Annotated in this window: 17 protein-coding genes and 1 pseudogene; 10 read left to right on the plus strand and 8 right to left on the minus strand. The window is 42.3% G+C overall.

The window, feature by feature from the left end:
* Nucleotides 1-166: 166 nt before the first annotated feature.
* From AB0763_RS06940 to AB0763_RS06960, 5 genes and pseudogenes are all read left to right on the plus strand, one after another.
* Entirely contained in the window at nucleotides 167-901 is a 735-nt protein-coding gene (locus AB0763_RS06940) for an FNR family transcription factor (protein WP_306100020.1), read from the plus strand.
* Between the two features lie 122 nt (nucleotides 902-1,023).
* Nucleotides 1,024-1,404: pseudogene (locus AB0763_RS06945) on the plus strand (ABC transporter permease subunit); the annotation flags it as partial.
* On the plus strand, nucleotides 1,398-2,168 hold the full coding sequence (gene potC / locus AB0763_RS06950) for a spermidine/putrescine ABC transporter permease PotC (protein WP_306100120.1): 771 nt from the start codon (nucleotides 1,398-1,400) through the stop codon (nucleotides 2,166-2,168). The pseudogene AB0763_RS06945 and the gene potC, both read left to right, overlap by 7 nt.
* Nucleotides 2,169-2,248: 80 nt before the next feature.
* Nucleotides 2,249-3,286, plus strand: coding sequence for an extracellular solute-binding protein (locus AB0763_RS06955; RefSeq protein ID WP_306100027.1), 1,038 nt, complete (start codon nucleotides 2,249-2,251; stop codon nucleotides 3,284-3,286).
* Nucleotides 3,287-3,703: 417 nt separating this feature from the next.
* Nucleotides 3,704-4,264, plus strand: coding sequence for a BON domain-containing protein (locus AB0763_RS06960; RefSeq protein ID WP_306100028.1), 561 nt, complete (start codon nucleotides 3,704-3,706; stop codon nucleotides 4,262-4,264).
* A gap of 84 nt (nucleotides 4,265-4,348) precedes the next feature.
* On the opposite strand, the gene AB0763_RS06965 is transcribed toward AB0763_RS06960, so the two are convergent.
* Nucleotides 4,349-4,999 carry a glutathione S-transferase family protein gene (locus tag AB0763_RS06965; RefSeq protein ID WP_306100029.1) on the minus strand — a complete coding sequence of 217 codons (651 nt, stop codon included), beginning with the start codon at nucleotides 4,997-4,999 and terminating at the stop codon, nucleotides 4,349-4,351.
* Nucleotides 5,000-5,027: 28 nt separating this feature from the next.
* Entirely contained in the window at nucleotides 5,028-5,750 is a 723-nt protein-coding gene (gene cobB / locus AB0763_RS06970) for a Sir2 family NAD+-dependent deacetylase (protein ID WP_306100121.1), read from the minus strand.
* A gap of 38 nt (nucleotides 5,751-5,788) precedes the next feature.
* Here cobB and mobA point away from each other — a divergent pair, with 38 nt between their 5' ends.
* Nucleotides 5,789-6,409, plus strand: a complete 621-nt coding sequence (gene mobA, locus AB0763_RS06975) for a molybdenum cofactor guanylyltransferase (protein ID WP_306100030.1) — start codon at nucleotides 5,789-5,791, stop codon at nucleotides 6,407-6,409.
* Between the two features lie 45 nt (nucleotides 6,410-6,454).
* On the plus strand, nucleotides 6,455-6,724 hold the full coding sequence (locus AB0763_RS06980; protein WP_306100031.1) for a DUF2960 family protein: 270 nt from the start codon (nucleotides 6,455-6,457) through the stop codon (nucleotides 6,722-6,724).
* Here AB0763_RS06980 and AB0763_RS06985 read toward each other — a convergent pair.
* The 5 genes from AB0763_RS06985 to AB0763_RS07005 form a co-directional block, all read right to left on the minus strand.
* On the minus strand, nucleotides 6,721-7,479 hold the full coding sequence (locus AB0763_RS06985; protein WP_306100032.1) for a tRNA-uridine aminocarboxypropyltransferase: 759 nt from the start codon (nucleotides 7,477-7,479) through the stop codon (nucleotides 6,721-6,723). The two genes, AB0763_RS06980 and AB0763_RS06985, sit on opposite strands and share 4 nt — an antisense overlap.
* Before the next feature lie 169 nt (nucleotides 7,480-7,648).
* A complete protein-coding gene (locus AB0763_RS06990; protein WP_306100033.1) occupies nucleotides 7,649-9,679 on the minus strand; it encodes a methyl-accepting chemotaxis protein in 2,031 nt (676 codons plus the stop codon).
* A 141-nt stretch (nucleotides 9,680-9,820) separates the two neighbouring features.
* The gene (locus tag AB0763_RS06995; protein ID WP_306100034.1) at nucleotides 9,821-10,165 is read right to left on the minus strand and encodes a DUF3802 family protein; all 345 of its coding nucleotides are present in this window, start codon (nucleotides 10,163-10,165) and stop codon (nucleotides 9,821-9,823) included.
* A 93-nt stretch (nucleotides 10,166-10,258) separates the two neighbouring features.
* A complete protein-coding gene (locus tag AB0763_RS07000; protein ID WP_306100122.1) occupies nucleotides 10,259-11,179 on the minus strand; it encodes a diguanylate cyclase in 921 nt (306 codons plus the stop codon).
* A gap of 25 nt (nucleotides 11,180-11,204) precedes the next feature.
* Nucleotides 11,205-12,173, minus strand: a complete 969-nt coding sequence (locus tag AB0763_RS07005) for a response regulator (protein ID WP_306100035.1) — start codon at nucleotides 12,171-12,173, stop codon at nucleotides 11,205-11,207.
* Between the two features lie 220 nt (nucleotides 12,174-12,393).
* On the opposite strand from AB0763_RS07005, the gene AB0763_RS07010 reads away from it, so the two are divergent.
* Nucleotides 12,394-13,257, plus strand: coding sequence for a fructosamine kinase family protein (locus AB0763_RS07010; protein ID WP_306100036.1), 864 nt, complete (start codon nucleotides 12,394-12,396; stop codon nucleotides 13,255-13,257).
* A 30-nt stretch (nucleotides 13,258-13,287) separates the two neighbouring features.
* The gene (locus AB0763_RS07015; protein ID WP_306100037.1) at nucleotides 13,288-13,491 is read left to right on the plus strand and encodes a CPXCG motif-containing cysteine-rich protein; all 204 of its coding nucleotides are present in this window, start codon (nucleotides 13,288-13,290) and stop codon (nucleotides 13,489-13,491) included.
* 63 nt (nucleotides 13,492-13,554) lie between these two features.
* Here the strand turns inward: AB0763_RS07015 and AB0763_RS07020 are convergent, their stop codons facing one another.
* Nucleotides 13,555-14,160 carry a riboflavin synthase subunit alpha gene (locus AB0763_RS07020; RefSeq protein WP_306100038.1) on the minus strand — a complete coding sequence of 202 codons (606 nt, stop codon included), beginning with the start codon at nucleotides 14,158-14,160 and terminating at the stop codon, nucleotides 13,555-13,557.
* Nucleotides 14,161-14,287: 127 nt separating this feature from the next.
* On the opposite strand from AB0763_RS07020, the gene AB0763_RS07025 reads away from it, so the two are divergent.
* Complete coding sequence (locus AB0763_RS07025; RefSeq protein ID WP_306100039.1) at nucleotides 14,288-15,673, plus strand: MATE family efflux transporter; 1,386 nt, start codon at nucleotides 14,288-14,290, stop codon at nucleotides 15,671-15,673.
* Nucleotides 15,674-15,733 lie beyond the last annotated feature (60 nt).

Below are 15,733 nucleotides of genomic sequence, written 5' to 3' on the forward strand. Positions count from 1 at the left end.
TTTCACGCAGTAACGTTTTGATTAAAAGTAATCAACCATTAACATGGTTACCTATTTTATTGACACAGATCAAAAGCAGTGACGTTAGAGCCTTCTCTTTTATTTCTTGGTGTATCAGCCAGTGCTATCATCTCTGTAGCACAAAAAATAGGAAGGTAGCCTTATTATGATTGCAGATAAACGAACCAGCGCTTCTCATTGCAGCGCGATACATTGTCAAAATTGCAGTATCAGTCAACTCTGCATTCCTTTTAGTCTCAATGACTCAGAGTTAGATCAACTTGACCAAATTATTGAACGCAAAAAACCGATTCAAAAAGGTCAAGAGTTGTTTAAAGCTGGAGAGACTCTTAAATCGCTCTATGCGATTCGTTCCGGCACGGTAAAAAGTTACACCATCACAGAACAAGGTGATGAACAAATTACCGCGTTTCATCTTGCCGGTGACCTTATTGGTTTCGATGCCATCAATGAAGACATGCACCCGAGTTTCGCACAAGCACTTGAAACCTCTATGGTATGTGAAATCCCATACGAGATCCTTGATGACTTATCAGGAAAAATGCCCAAGCTCAGACAACAAATCATGCGGTTAATGAGTAATGAGATCAAAGGCGATCAGGATATGATTTTATTGCTTTCTAAAAAAAATGCTGAGGAGCGATTGGCTGCTTTTATTTACAGTCTGTCTTACCGTTTCGCCCAGCGCGGTTTTAGCCCTCGAGAGTTTCGACTAACCATGACCCGTGGTGATATCGGCAACTATTTGGGCTTAACCGTAGAAACGATCAGTCGCCTACTCGGTCGCTTTCAAAAAACAGACATCCTTGAAGTTAAAGGTAAATACATTACCATTTTAGACAGTGAAGAACTAAAACGACTCGCGGGACTAAGCGATTAGGCCTGGCGATTGTTTTAATTTAAAGTTTGATGTCGAACGTCAATGACATCAAACTTTTTCAAATTCTTGGTGTTAATCCCTTAATTTATCTACTAAAGTAAAAATATACCTAAGTGATAAACTTACTGCCATTTATGATACTGCCCCTCTATTCTGCGATTGAAAAACTTGATCCGGCCTACATCGAGGCAGCACGCGACCTAGGGGCAAACCGTTTTCAAGTTATTCGTCGAATAATACTACCGCTTACCACCCCTGGTATTATTGCGGGTTGTTTATTAGTGTTACTGCCTGCGCTTGGTATGTTTTATATTTCAGATCTATTAGGTGGAGCCAAAAACCTATTAATTGGTAACGTCATTAAAAGCCAAGTACTCAATGCTCGTGATTGGCCATTCGGTTCTGCAACCAGTATCGCTCTCACCTTCTTAATGGCGCTGTTACTCTATATTTATTACCGTACGGGAAAACTTCTCAATCGTAAAATGGAGGATTTATCATGAAGGCATTGCGATTGAGTTTTATGTCTCTGGTGTATCTATTTTTGTACTTACCGATTATTGTTCTAATAGTAAATGCCTTTAATTTAAATCGATTTGGTATGCGTTGGGATGGCTTTACCCTTAAATGGTTTGAAGCATTAACTGGCAACGATAGTTTGATTCAAGCGGCTTGGCATTCATTGGTCATCTCTTTATTTTCAGCAACCGCTGCGACGTTAATTGGCGCATTGACTGCAGTGGCTTTATTTCGCTACCAATTTAAAGGGAAGTCAATGGTTAATGGGCTATTGTTCATCGTGATGATGTCACCTGATATCGTCATGGCAATTGCTTTTCTAGCGTTATTTTTGGTTCTTGGCTTCCAACTGGGCTTTTTTACTTTGCTCATTGCCCATATTACTTTTTGCTTGCCATTTGTCGTAGTCACGGTGTATAGCAGACTGAATGGATTTGATGTCAAAATGTTGGAAGCCGCTAAAGACTTGGGAGCAAGTGAGTGGGTTATTTTAAATAAAATTATATTTCCGCTTGCTAAACCTGCCATTGCAGCCGGATGGTTATTAAGTTTTACACTCTCTCTCGATGATGTCATTATTAGTTCTTTCGTGACTGGGCCGACCTATGAAATATTACCATTAAAAATATATTCGATGGTCAGGGTCGGAATTTCACCAGAAGTAAACGCGCTTGCGACGGTGATGCTGGTCGTGTCTTTGTTGTTAGTTATGGCCTCCCAGTGGGTCGGCCGTGATAAGTCACAGTAACAATAAAGACTCATTACGTTACGTTGGGAACCTTTTCCCAACGTAATGAACTCAAGCCTGAATAATATGGATGGAACACCATGAAAAAGTCATTTCTTTTTGGGGCATTGGCCTCACTGAGTGTATTTTCAAATGTTGTCTTAGCTGATGATGACGAATTGTATTTTTACAATTGGTCAGAATACATCCCTAGTGAAGTTCTAGAAGCCTTTACCAAAGAAACCGGGATCAAGGTGATCTACTCCACCTATGAATCTAACGAGACCATGTACGCCAAGCTCAAAACTCAAGGTCAAGGCTATGATTTGGTTGTGCCCTCCACTTACTTTGTGTCTAAAATGCGCAAAGAAGGTATGTTACAAAAGATCGACAAGTCAAAACTGACTCACTTTGCCGATTTAGACCCCAACTACATCAATAAGCCTTTTGATCCAAACAACGACTACTCTATTCCCTATATTTGGGGAGCAACGGGTATAGGGGTCAATAAAGATATGATTGATGCATCAGACATTAAAAACTGGGCAGATTTATGGGATCCCAAATGGCAGGGACAATTAATGATGATGGATGACTCAAGAGAAGTCTTTCATATCGCGTTGGTTAAATTGGGTTACTCACCGAACACCACCGACCCTAAAGAAATCAAACAAGCCTATGAGGAACTAAAGAAACTGATGCCAAACGTATTGGTATTTAATTCTGATTACCCGGCCAACCCTTACCTGGCTGGCGAAACCCCTCTTGGTATGCTATGGAATGGCTCAGCTCACACCGCTCGCGCCGAAGGGGCAAATATCCAAATGATATGGCCGGAGAAAGGCACGATTTTTTGGATGGACAGCTTAGCCATACCCAGTGGCGCTGAGCACGTAGATAACGCATTGAAAATGATTGATTTTTTATTACGTCCTGAAAACGCAGCAAAAATTGCTCTCGATATTGGCTATCCGACTCCAGTCAAAGCGGCTTACCCATTATTGCCTAAATCTTTTATTGAAGATACCAATATCTATCCCCCACAAAAGGCCATCGAAAATGGCGCTTGGCAAGATGAAGTGGGTGAAGCCAGCACGTTATACGAAGAGTACTTTCAAAAACTCAAAGTACAAAACTAACCGATTCGAATTTATCTATAATGACAAGCAGGGCTTATTAAGCTCTGCTTTTTTTATTGAATGAAATGACTCTATATTTACTCAACTATTACAATGCTGCGATGCTTTTATGCCATAGTATTAAGCATAAATTACTTATCTTATTAAATACTTGGTCTCCTTTGCCAGTTGAAATACTGCAAGGCGTTATTGATCAATTTCTTATCGAGAGGATGCCAACTGGGCGTCTTTTAATCAGTATCATCATTGATGAGATATTTAATCAGGTTAGTATCATTTTTATTTGCCTTTTTACTTATTACGCTTGTAGGACTGATCAAGTTCTATCGCGATAATGCTGTTTGTTTTCACCCACATCGCCCAGTAGCAATAAGGTAAATGACTATCGTATTTACATGATAAAAATAGAGGATTTCTATGCATATTAATCGTTATCTCAAAGCCCTGTTACTTTCTGTTTCTTTAATCACCGTAACTGTACCAGCGCTCGCAGCTGATACGTCGGAATGGAAAGCACAGGCTCAAGATACGTGGATTTCCAGTAAAATCGAGGCAAAATTGTTATTCGATAGCAATTTGAGCAGTTTAGACATTCATTCTGATGTCGAAAATGGCATTGTTACCCTAACAGGACAAGCGCCTAACCGATTAGACAAGCGTCTAGCCGAAGAAGTGGTTAAACGCATTGACGGTGTGAAAAGCGTCAATAACCAAATAGAGGTCACTAGCGGTGAAAAAACCACACAGCAAAAACTCACTCAAAGCGTGCTTGATGCGAAAATTGCCACTGTGGTTAAGTCGACCCTATTGATAGACCAAGATATTGATGGCACGGACATTAAGGTCTCTGTCGATGATGGCGTTGTCACTCTATCGGGTGAAGTCTCTTCAGCATCAATGAGTGAATTGGCCGCGATTATTGCCGGTGATCAAAATGATGTTAAAAAGGTCATCAACCAAATAACAGTAAAAAAATAACCTCCCCTGATGGCGATAAAACCATCAGAACTCACGAGTCAATGAACGCGAATGGGCTAGCTCATTCGCGTTGTTATTTCTATTCTATCCATGCTTTTTTAAGCTGGTTTGGTAAGCCGGTCTTTGCGTGTTTTTTTCAATATACGCCGTAATAAATGGGTACGCATCGGTACCAAACCGCTGTTGATAAAATTGTAAGGGGATCATCATTTGTACATCGGCTGCACTAAAGTCGGCGCCGGTAAAATAAGCCTGCTGGCTCAAGTGCGTTTCAATCATATCAAGTTGAGGCTTTAAGCGCGGCGCAATAAACAATCGCTGTAAGCCCATAACGAATTTCTTAATGATCGGCTTTACCAACCAAGGTACGCCTTTATCAAGGGCGATGTGGTGAACATACCCCATGATCAAAAGTGGCATCAACGACCCTTCACTAAAGTGAAGCCAATAGAGATAGTCTTGCTTCTTAGGATAGCTACTTGGTCTAAACTGCTGATTTGAATCGTAATGATCGAGTAAATACTCAATAATTGCCCCAGATTCGGCCAGGCAAACGTCTCCATCGGTTAAAATTGGGGTTTTCCCTAAAGGGTGAATATTTTTTAATTTGGGATCGGCTTCTTTTGTGACAGGGTCACGACGATAATTCTCAATGTGATAAGTTAGACCCAACTCTTCGAGTAACCAAATAATTCGATTTGAGCGGGTATCGGGAATGTGATGAAGAGTAATCATAGGCAATGGGTTTCCTTTGCTGCGTTCGTTAAGGTTCAATCAATTCATTCACCAGAAGCGGTACTTCAACACTGGCTTTGCCATAGCGTTTTTCATGAAATTCACTTTGTAAAGCACTTGGCTCCAAATTGACTTCAATCGTATGGGCGCCAACGTGATTTGCTTCATGAACAAAGCCAGCCGCGGGATAGACCACACCTGAGGTGCCGATAGCAATGAACAAGTCGCACTGACTGATTTTGTGGTATATTTCGTCCATCCTAAGCGGCATTTCACCAAACCAAACAATATGAGGTCGCATAGGGCTGGGGATCTGGCAACAATGGCAATGCGTATCAATGTCTAGATCACTTTCGCAATCAACGACCTGTTCACTTTCTGGACAACGCGCTTTTAAAAGCTCACCATGCATATGTATGACACGATCAACCCCACCTCGTTCGTGTAAATTATCGATATTTTGTGTCACTAGGGTCAGTTCAATGTTTGGGTGATTTGCTAATAGACTCAATGCTTGATGAGCCGCATTAGGTGTGACGTTGTCACTAAGAAGTTGTTGTCGTCTCTTATTATAAAAGTCTTGTACTAATATTGGATCGTTAAGGTAGCCTTCGGGGGTGGCGACATCCTCGATTCGATGACTTTCCCATAAGCCATCGCTGCTGCGGAACGTATTAATTCCAGATTCAGCGGAGATACCGGCCCCTGTTAGAATGACGATGTTTTTGTATTTCATAATGGCCTTTTTTATGTTTTTATTGTGTTTATCTTGTTTAGATGATTATTTTTATGAGCAATAAATTTTGTTATAGTGCGTTAGACCGTGTAACTTGGCTTATTTTGGCCGGCGGTATGGGGTCGAGAATGCACGGTAAAGATAAAGGCTTACTGAAAAGATCTGGCCGATATATGACCGATTACCTTGTGCAGCAGTTGCATGAATTAGGCTTTCGACATTGCTTGATCAGTGCAAATCGCAACATCGCCATTCACCAACAATTCGCCCCTGTGATCACCGATCAATATCAAGGTTATCAAGGCCCTCTTGCCGGTATACACGCCGCAAGCGCGCGCATCTGCACCCCCTACCTAGCCACTCTCCCCTGCGATATTCCAGAACTTCCCTTACCCTTTATTCAGCAAGTGATCGAACGTGTGTGCCTATCTACGTCTGAGGATGCCATGAGTTATATTGCTTTTGATGGCGAGCGATTGCAACCAACCTTTGGTCTACTTCACCAAAGTGATACCTTGATCTTAAAAACGATGCTCAATAACAACGAACGGAAAATGACGTCATTTTTTTCTCGTATTAACGCCACTCGCTTACCGCCTTTGCCAAAGCAGTGTTTCGTCAACTTAAATTCGCCGAGTGACCTGCTGATATATAATGACATTATTGAAAAATAAAGGCACACTTGCTACTGAGCCAACAATGAGAAAATAGACCACAATATGTCGAGAACCATACTTTACACTTACCAAGGCATTGAGAAATCTCTGACCTTTTCTTATCAAGAATTTCGTAACATTCATGAAGCCGTTGCCGCCTATGAAGGCATCGACATTACTGCGTACTTAAAAATGGAACAACAAATCGAAGCCGTATCTGACACAAAAGCAGTGAGAAACTATCGAGATAACCATTTTCGCAAATTGGGCTTCACCGCTATTACGTTAAAACCGAAACAGCAACTCGGTATCGGTGAAAAAGCGAAGAGTTAACCGTCTTCGCTCACAACTCGCCCACTGTGTCTTTGGTAGTGGGCTGAAAACAAGCGCAGTTGCTCGCGTTCAATATTGCCCCTTCCTTGCGAACGACTCAACAAGTAACTTTCCCGAAAGACAGCAAACCAATGCTGAAGGCATTGTGCCTGTTTTTCTTCGCCAAACCACTCCAAACACAAACTGGCCACTTCAACGGTTGAGAGATGGTTTAAATTGTCAGATTTACGCATTTGATATTGTGATATTTGCTGTGGGGTAAATGACAACAAAGGTAAATCGTGTAAATAGGGTGATTGGTGATACATGCGCCTCGCTTCACGCCAACTGCCATCCAGTAAGATAAATAAAGGCTTTTTGTGACGTGGTAACTCATTTTTAACGGCTAACTTCATCGAGTTTGATTTTTGTGCGTAATGATCGGGAAAAATCAACACAGGAAAAAAGTCTGAATGATTCAGTACATCAAGTAATGCCTGGGGGGCTTGGGTGCGTTGCCACTGAAAGTACTGACTATTAGGAAAAATATCCCCGATAAGTCGCCCGGTATTGCTCGGCTTAAACACTTCATTTTGGGATAATAACACCATAAAGCGCGCTTCACTTCCGATGACCACTTTATACTGGCAAAGACAAAATTGAAGTGCCACAGCACATTTCGCGCAACGTTGAACTTTTGAACCTCGTGCATTAAAAGGTTTCGTAGATTGGTCAAGGCGCAATTTATAAACGCTTTGAAAAGAATGGACCGACATGAACTCTATTTTTAAAATCAAAATTCAATTGTACTTGAGTTTACTGGTAATACCAATCCCAGGGGTAACCCTCATTTATTGAGGGTATTCAGAACTCTGTACCCGCTAATTGGGGCTCGCCCCGTGTACCATCGAGCTCCATACCTGCCCTTTTTGGCGAGGCATACCGTTATAACGAGTATTTCTCCAACATGGTATTTTGGTCACTGGCCACCTGAGTGACGGTTTTAGTGTTGGCAACCATATCGCGCACATGCTGCTGAGTTTCTTGGCCCAAGGTCGAAATGGTTCTGATTGAGCTCACCACATCCGATGTGGCTCTCTCTTGCTCTTCGGTGGCTAATGAGACTTGCTCAACACGCTCTTTAATATTGCCAACCGAATGCTCAATCTCTTTAAAGACCGCTTTAACTTCGCTACTCGAAGTGAGTGCAATATGCATTTCTTCTCTGAGGTTATCGACCGATTGTTTTGAACGTTCTGCGGCATCCACCAGCGTTTGCATCATAGTGCGAATACTGTTGGTTTGCTCTGTGGTATCTGTCGCGAGTTTGCGCACTTCATCAGCAACAACAGCAAAACCACGCCCTTGCTCACCCGCTCTAGCCGCTTCTATCGCCGCATTTAACGCCAGTAAATTGGTGTTATCTGCAATGCCACTAATCAATTCAACAACTTGACTGATTTTACATACTTGCATATCAAGCGCCTCCATGTCGGTTTGATTTTGGCTCAATGACGATTCTAGTTTGGACAAACGACGTTGATTGGTCTCAACTACTTGCTCTCCTTGCTGACTACACTCTGTCGCTTGATGAGCCTCGAGTAGAGACTGACTAGAAATAGTCGCAATCTCGCTTATTGAAGACTCTAGCTGATGAACGGTGTCCATTAAAGTGTCAATCGCGGTGTTTTGCGAGAGTAAGCTGTCTTCAGATAAACGAGCCACTTCACGGTTAGTCAAAGACGTATTCAGTAATGTTTTACCGTTTTGTTTAACAGCGGTTAACGATGTTTGTGTCGATGTCACTACGCGGTTCAGTGATTGGGCTAAGTTTTGAAATTCTTTAGGGCCTTTGAGTAACACCATAGCGCTAAAATTGTGATGGGCAATGCTTTCCATCTCGCGCGCTAAATTGACCAACCCGCGGTTTAACCAAATACGCAATCCCTGCCAGGCCAAAATCACCGTAACCAAAATAAAACCACTGCAGAAGATCAAGGTAATACTCAAGTGATCGATCGTTTTCGTCACTTGTGCTTGGCTTAGGTTGATCAAATGAGAGATTTGTTCAGAAATAATATTGAGTGTGTCAATCGCTTGATTTGCCACCTGGCTAGCTTGCGCAATTTGTGTCGATTGTTGTGACTGAATACCTCGCTGCACAATGACATTTTTTAACAGGCCTTGTTCAGAAAATCCCTGTCGAACAAGCTCTAACGGTGCCGTTAAGCTGGTAAAGTCTTCTACATCCGGGTGGAGTTCACTAAAATCACTGTAAGCCAAATCCAAGCCGGAAATTCGAGTCAACAATTCTTTGTACAGTCGCTTTGCTTTATCGATTCGTCTCTCCATCATCAACGCAATAAAAGTCCGCTCCATCGTAGCAGACGCAGCAACAAAACGATTTGCCGCATCCATAGCTTCAGGATCATCGGTGGCAAGAAAAGAAGCAATACGACTCATTTCAGTCCCAATCGATTGAATGCCATAGCGAAAACTGTCACTTTGCTGGCTGATCTTGTGCTCAAGATCAAGGGCTTGTTGCTGTAAATCGAGAACTTGATAACCCAGAGCCGAAAATTCACTCGTCAGTGCATGTAAATCATCAATGGCTTTTTTTTCCACAAAACTGGGGACGCGCTGCGCAACCACCGTCACCTGCTCAATTTGCTGATTGCTGGTTTTAATATCTTGCTGCAATTGTTGTTTTATCTCTACCAACTGCTCCGAAGATTGGGTTTGACTCCCAGCATTGAGCAACTTGACTTGTTTCAGCACATTTTGCGTGAGATCCGCATTGTTAAACGCCAAGGGTAAAACATCATGAGAAAGTGATTGAAAGCGCTGGGCAATATTATTGGTACCTTGATAACTGGTTAAAGCCAGCCCCATAACCATCGTTAACAAACAAAGAAAGACAAGTGAAATGGCGAGTATTAAAGAGAAAGAAAAAGGCGTTTTAGACGTGGTTTTCATTAGCTTGCCAACAAAGTGAGAGTTCGATTCCAAATTTAGCCACAGAGTATGGGCTTAATGTTAAAGAATTATTTCACTTTGTTGTCTACTAGATGACAAAACAACTTATTAATCAATAAGTTGCTTAATAGATTCATTCATTTAATCGTATTTGGCCACAGCGGTGTCAAATAAGTTTTTGACTAAGCTGACATATTCATCGAGAAAATTAATTTGCTCTACCGTGGCTTTCTTTGACCATACACCAGCGAGTACTTCGCTTAAATCCGCCACAACCGAATCAACTTCTTTGAGCAGGGTAAACCTCACGCTGGAATGCAGCTCAGGGTTCTGTTCAAACAACGCCATGATATTAGACGCAATCATATCTGTGACAATATCTTCCACGGTTTCTAACCCCGTATCGCCGCTTTCATCGGCAAAGACATCGAGATTCAGCGCCAAGTGTTCAATCAATGCCAAATAGCCATCCGTATCTACAACCACAGTGTTCTCCAAGGTCATCTGTTAAATGTGTCGCATAGTTACTGATATTATATACTAATTAGCCAGTTACTACACTAATAGACCAAGGGCGGTTTATTTTTTTTGCGCTAGGGAAACTTGGTTCTTGCCGTTTCTTTTCGATTGATACAAAGCAAAGTCTACAGAGCTTAGCCAATCGGTATAGTCTTCAAAAATATCCGAAGACAGGCTGACGCCAACACTAATGGTAAACGAAAGACGGGCACCTTCAAAATACACCACCGACTCTTCAACCCGTCTTCGCAAACGATCAGCAAAATACTTTGCTTGATCTAAGGTCGTATCGGGCAATAAAACCGTAAATTCTTCACCACCATAGCGACCGCAAATATCACTTTTGCGAGCCGTTTTTAATAATAGCTGACTGACATGTCTAATGACTTCGTCCCCCGCTGGGTGACCATAAGTATCATTGATTACTTTAAAGTTATCGATGTCAAACATCACTAAAGTACAAATCTTCTTTGCCACTCGACAATAGTTAAATTGATTTTTTAACGTCTCTTCCCAATAAGCCCGATTAAACAACCCACTTAAGCCGTCTCGTCGACTGAGTTCTGTCAATGCCTGATTGTTTTTTCTCAGCAAAATTTTACTGTGGGCACTTTCAGACACATCGTTTATTTGTATCGCTGTATGACTCACCTCACCTTTTAAATCTATAATCGGGGTGAAAATAATGTCTTGATACATATATTGGTGATGATGTGACATTGGAGAGAAATTTCGAAACTTAAACAAGTAAGGTTGATATTCCCAACTAGAGAAGCAACGCGTCTTTAGCACGGATGCCGTTTTAATTTTGTTGTTTAACCAAGACCAAGGTATGTCAGGAAAAAAGTCCATCAATCGCTTACCGATAATGTCTGATGCTTCTATCCCGCTGTAGGACTGCATAAAACCATTCCAAGCACAGACCTCGTGTTTACTATCGAGTACCACCAACCCTGAATCTAAAGAGTCAAGGACTTGCATCAACCAATGATGAGCTTGATTTTGGTTATTCTCGTTCAAGATTGCCACCTCTCAATAATTGATAAAGCTTGTCGAGAGAAAACTGGTCAATACAGACAACCACCTTGATATGTAAGGCATCTATCGTGTACTCAAAGCTAATGGCAAAGAGTTGGCTATTGTCGGTTTCAATATTAATTGGGCCTGAATAGATCTCAGGTTGTCGCAATGAAAAAGGTTGACTAAGCAATTGACCAAAATGTTTCACAAACGTCGATATTAATAGGTTTGACAAGTTGAGTAAGGTTTCATTTTTCGATGTATACTCTTCGTTATAGCCCATCTTTTCAGCAAAATCTTCAAGACCTTCACCACTGACACAAACCAAGGCTTCACCGTGAATTTTACCACCGACGAAACGCTGAGAGACTCGATGAGAATTATTGTGATCAGGGAGCGCAATCGCTTCTTCAAGAAAATCATCAACCTCAAATGAAAACACACTTGGTACAGGCATGGAAATCCACTGACCAAGGTGCTCAGCAAGTAATGCGGTACTTTTACCTAAAACAATATTACAGCCTTCTAACAAGGTTTCTTCATGACTGGCATGCTGTTCAAGGCTTGGAGTAATCGTATTGATACAGGACTCAAAACCAACCTGTGAAAAGGCGTTTTTGAGCTGTTGAAAAACAAAGGGTTTACTCAAGAAGGTATTGGCCCCGAGCGCAAGGCACTTTTTGATGGCTTCTTTTTGAATATCGCCTGAGATAACGATGATTTTTGGCCGGTATGAAATGGCATTATCTCGATGAATCGCATTGAGTACTTGGTAGCCATCGAACTTTGGCATAGTCAAATCAAGCAATACCAAATCAAACTCTTCTTTTTTAAGTACTGACATCGCTTGTAAGCCATCACTTGTCTCACTAATGTCGACCTCATTAGAGGAAGTCAAGTGACTAATTATGGCTTTACGCGCAACCGCTGAATCATCGCAGACAAGAATTTTCATTGAGTAATTTTTGGAATAAAGATCAAAAAAACAGTGTAACTTGAACTTAATTGTAGTACTACGAGTTACATGACAAAAAAGTGAATGAATCCCCCAAAAATTTGACCTTTTTAATTAAAACTTGCCCAAGATCACACTAAATTGAGTCATCAAACATGAGGTCTGATTCTTGTACTATGCTTTGGTCAGTTGACAACAGTATTTTTCTGGAGAAGAGAAAATGTGGCAGTCAATCGCTGAACAAATATCCCATTCTTTGGGCTATCAGACTCACATAGAGAGCAAAACCAAATTCGACAAACTCGGCTTGTTTGATCACTACCGGCTTACTTTACAAAACGGCCAATGTCTCTATCTCAAACTGACAGACAAATCCAATCGCCACCTTCTCGAATCAGAGTTCGATACCTGCCAAACTCTGGCCAACACCCAAACCCTCATCCCTCCTGAAGCCATCTCCCTTGGTCAGTGCAAAGAAGGGTATTTTTTGTATTACCCCTGGCAGACAGAACAGCCTCTCTGCATAAAAAGTAGCAGCCAATTGGGCATACAACTGGCTAAATTACACAACTGGGGCGAACAAAAACAATTTGGCTTCGACTCCGACAACTACATCGTATCGACTTTGCAACCCAACCGCTGGACAGACAAATGGGCCGACTTCTTCGCTGAGCAGCGCATTGGATGGTTGCTCGCTTTACTGGCCGAGCAAGGATTGTATTTTGGTCAGGTAGACGATTTTGTCGAACAAACCAAGCAAAGATTAAAACACCATCAACCAGTGCCATCTCTCATTCATGGTCATTTATGCCCTGAAAACATTAAACTCACCCCTCAAGGACCTCGGTGCATTCAACCGGCCTGCTACTGGGGCGACGCAGAGTGCGATCTTGCCATGTTAGAATTTAACTCCCCGCTACCGGATAGTTTCTATCAAGCTTACTTGGCTTATCGGCCTTTGGCGCATGGCTATGAAGAGCGCCGCCACCTTTATCGTTTGTATTACCGTTTGTTGTTGCTGTTGCAATACGGTGGACAGCACCTTGAAAGTACGCAACAAGAACTCTATGAGCTGTTTCAATAATACGCTTAACAACGACACAAGGAGTCAGTCATGACATTGATCTCTCACAAAAACATTACTTGTCCACATTGTGGGCACCACTACCGACTTACGCTGGACACTAGTGAAGGTGATCAAGATTATTACGAAGATTGCGTCGCTTGTTGTCACCCGATTCATTTGACCTTATCTGTCGATCACATACACGAACGAGTTGCCTTGCAGTTAGATGCTGATGATGAACAAATTTTTTAACCGGTTTGGTTAAGCGATCTAGCACATCAACATGGTTTAACTTAGGCAATCAATCGTCGCGTATTATTTTGCCGCTAAAACTCGTTGCACAGTATCAACGATAGCTTGAGTTTGACTGTCTATTTCCAAATTGACCTTATCGCCGATTTCAATACGACCAAACAAAGTTCTCGATAGGGTTTCAGGGATCAAATGAACGCTGAACTGGTTTTCTTCAACTTTTCCTACCGTCAAGGAACAGCCATTGAGGCCGATAAAGCCCTTTTCAAGTACATAGGCTTGATAAGCCTTAGGCAGTTCAAACCACAAAGTGCAATTGTTGTCGCTTAATACTTTATCGAGCAAAGCCACCTGAGTCATGATGTGTCCAGACATGACATGACCACCAATTTCATCACCAAAGCGCGCCGCACGCTCAATATTGACGTCCTCTCCCAAAGACAATTGCCCAAGATTGGTTTTATCTAACGTCTCTGCCATCAAGTCAAATTGAACTTGTTGTCCCTCAATGTGTGTAACCGTTAAGCAGCATCCGTTGTGAGCCACCGACGCGCCAATCTCTAACCCTTCTAACCAAGCTTGAGGAAAGGTCAATGTGTGTGTATTCAATCCGACTTTTTTATCAATCGCCGTCACCGGCGCAACCCCTTGTACAATCCCAGTAAACATATTCACCTTTTTTAATATTTCTGACTTAGATATTCATAGCCTAGTAAGTGGCATTCTATTATGATGCTGTGGTTTCTCTGTTTCAATTCTTCTTCACTATTAATCGTTACGTAACCAAGGAAAGATTGTGCCATCGAATAAGCAAGAAATTATCGCTCTCTTAAAACTCTCTTCTCCGGTTTTTATTGCCTCTGTAGCCCAAACTGGTATGGGGGTGGTGGATACGCTTATGGCCGGTGGTGTGAGTGCCAACGACATGGCCGCCGTATCAATAGCCGCCAGTTTGTGGTTGCCGACCATCTTATTTGGCGTTGGCTTACTGATGGCGCAAATCCCGGTGATCGCTTCTTTATTTGGCGCAGAGCAAGAACAAAGTGTGGCTAACACAACACAACAAGGTATTTATATGGCCTTGTTATTGTCTGTCCCCATCATTGGTGTTTTATTATTCACGCCACAAGTCCTCCTCTTCATGCAAGTTGACGAGACCATAGCGACGATCACCAACGGCTATATGTATGCCATTTTATTTTCTGTCCCCGCATTTTTGCTCTTCCAAGCGCTGCGTAACCTCACTGATGGCGCTTCGCTAACCAAACCCGCAATGGTGATTGGTTTTATCGGCTTATTGCTCAACATTCCCCTTAATGGGCTCTTTGTTTACGGTTTTATGGGCGTTGAAGGCCTGGGAGGAATAGGTTGTGGTATTGCCACTGCCATCGTCTACTGGGTAATGTTATTTCTCCTGTTTGGGTATATTTGTTACTCGCGGTATTTTAAACAACTGCACATATTTTCTAAGTTGCACCCCATCCTTGCTCAACAACAATGGCAACTTTTTGCTTTAGGCGTCCCTGTCGCCGCTGCGATCTTTTTCGAAGTCACCTTATTTGCCGTGGTCTCTTTACTCATTGCTCCTCTGGGAGCCATCGCGGTGGCGGCCCATCAAATTGCCATAAACTTCTCGACCATGGTTTTTATGTTGCCAATGAGTATTGGTGCCGCAGCCAGTATCCGCGTCGGCCATCACTTAGGTGCCAAACGACACCACTTAGCCATCACCTCGGCTAAAATGAGCCTGATGTTAGCCATTATGACGGCCGTGCTAACCGCAGCCACGACGATTTTCACTCGCCAATCCATCGCAGCAGCCTATACCGACAATCAAACGGTCATCGATTTGGCAACTCAGTTGTTGATTTTGGCTGGGGTATATCAATGCATGGACGCCATTCAAGTGGTGAGTGCGGGGGCATTAAAGGGTCACAAAGACACCAAAGCGATTTTTTATCGCACCTTTTTCTCTTTTTGGGTGGTCGGCTTGCCCATTGGTTACGTATTGGCATTAACCGATTGGGTCATCCCCGCGCTGGGAGCGAAAGGCTTTTGGTACGGGTTCATTTTAGGCCTTTCCTCTGCAGCGTTTTTACTGGCAAAACGTTTAATTTACGTCCATAAAACATTGTCAGATACCCATACTAGTGCAAAACAATACACGCCAATGTCTTTGTAAGCATTGTCCCATACTAATTGGGAAACTTGGTTTACAACCCGACACTTGGCTTGAGAATAA

This window comes from Vibrio sp. HB236076 (assembly GCF_040957575.1).
Taxonomy (GTDB): Bacteria; Pseudomonadota; Gammaproteobacteria; order Enterobacterales; family Vibrionaceae; genus Vibrio.

What these genes read in the sequence shown, in the direction of transcription:
- AB0763_RS06990 (WP_306100033.1), bottom strand. Translation starts at nt 9,679, where the DNA reads ATGAAAACCACGTCTAAAACGCCTTTTTCTTTCTCTTTAATACTCGCC.
- mobA (WP_306100030.1), top strand. Translation starts at nt 5,789, where the DNA reads ATGAGCAATAAATTTTGTTATAGTGCGTTAGACCGTGTAACTTGGCTT.
- AB0763_RS07010 (WP_306100036.1), top strand. Translation starts at nt 12,394, where the DNA reads ATGTGGCAGTCAATCGCTGAACAAATATCCCATTCTTTGGGCTATCAG.
- AB0763_RS06985 (WP_306100032.1), bottom strand. Translation starts at nt 7,479, where the DNA reads ATGTCGGTCCATTCTTTTCAAAGCGTTTATAAATTGCGCCTTGACCAA.
- AB0763_RS06940 (WP_306100020.1), top strand. Translation starts at nt 167, where the DNA reads ATGATTGCAGATAAACGAACCAGCGCTTCTCATTGCAGCGCGATACAT.
- AB0763_RS07015 (WP_306100037.1), top strand. Translation starts at nt 13,288, where the DNA reads ATGACATTGATCTCTCACAAAAACATTACTTGTCCACATTGTGGGCAC.
- AB0763_RS06960 (WP_306100028.1), top strand. Translation starts at nt 3,704, where the DNA reads ATGCATATTAATCGTTATCTCAAAGCCCTGTTACTTTCTGTTTCTTTA.
- AB0763_RS07020 (WP_306100038.1), bottom strand. Translation starts at nt 14,160, where the DNA reads ATGTTTACTGGGATTGTACAAGGGGTTGCGCCGGTGACGGCGATTGAT.
- AB0763_RS06965 (WP_306100029.1), bottom strand. Translation starts at nt 4,999, where the DNA reads ATGATTACTCTTCATCACATTCCCGATACCCGCTCAAATCGAATTATT.
- AB0763_RS07005 (WP_306100035.1), bottom strand. Translation starts at nt 12,173, where the DNA reads ATGAAAATTCTTGTCTGCGATGATTCAGCGGTTGCGCGTAAAGCCATA.
- AB0763_RS06955 (WP_306100027.1), top strand. Translation starts at nt 2,249, where the DNA reads ATGAAAAAGTCATTTCTTTTTGGGGCATTGGCCTCACTGAGTGTATTT.
- AB0763_RS06980 (WP_306100031.1), top strand. Translation starts at nt 6,455, where the DNA reads ATGTCGAGAACCATACTTTACACTTACCAAGGCATTGAGAAATCTCTG.
- AB0763_RS07000 (WP_306100122.1), bottom strand. Translation starts at nt 11,179, where the DNA reads ATGCAAGTCCTTGACTCTTTAGATTCAGGGTTGGTGGTACTCGATAGT.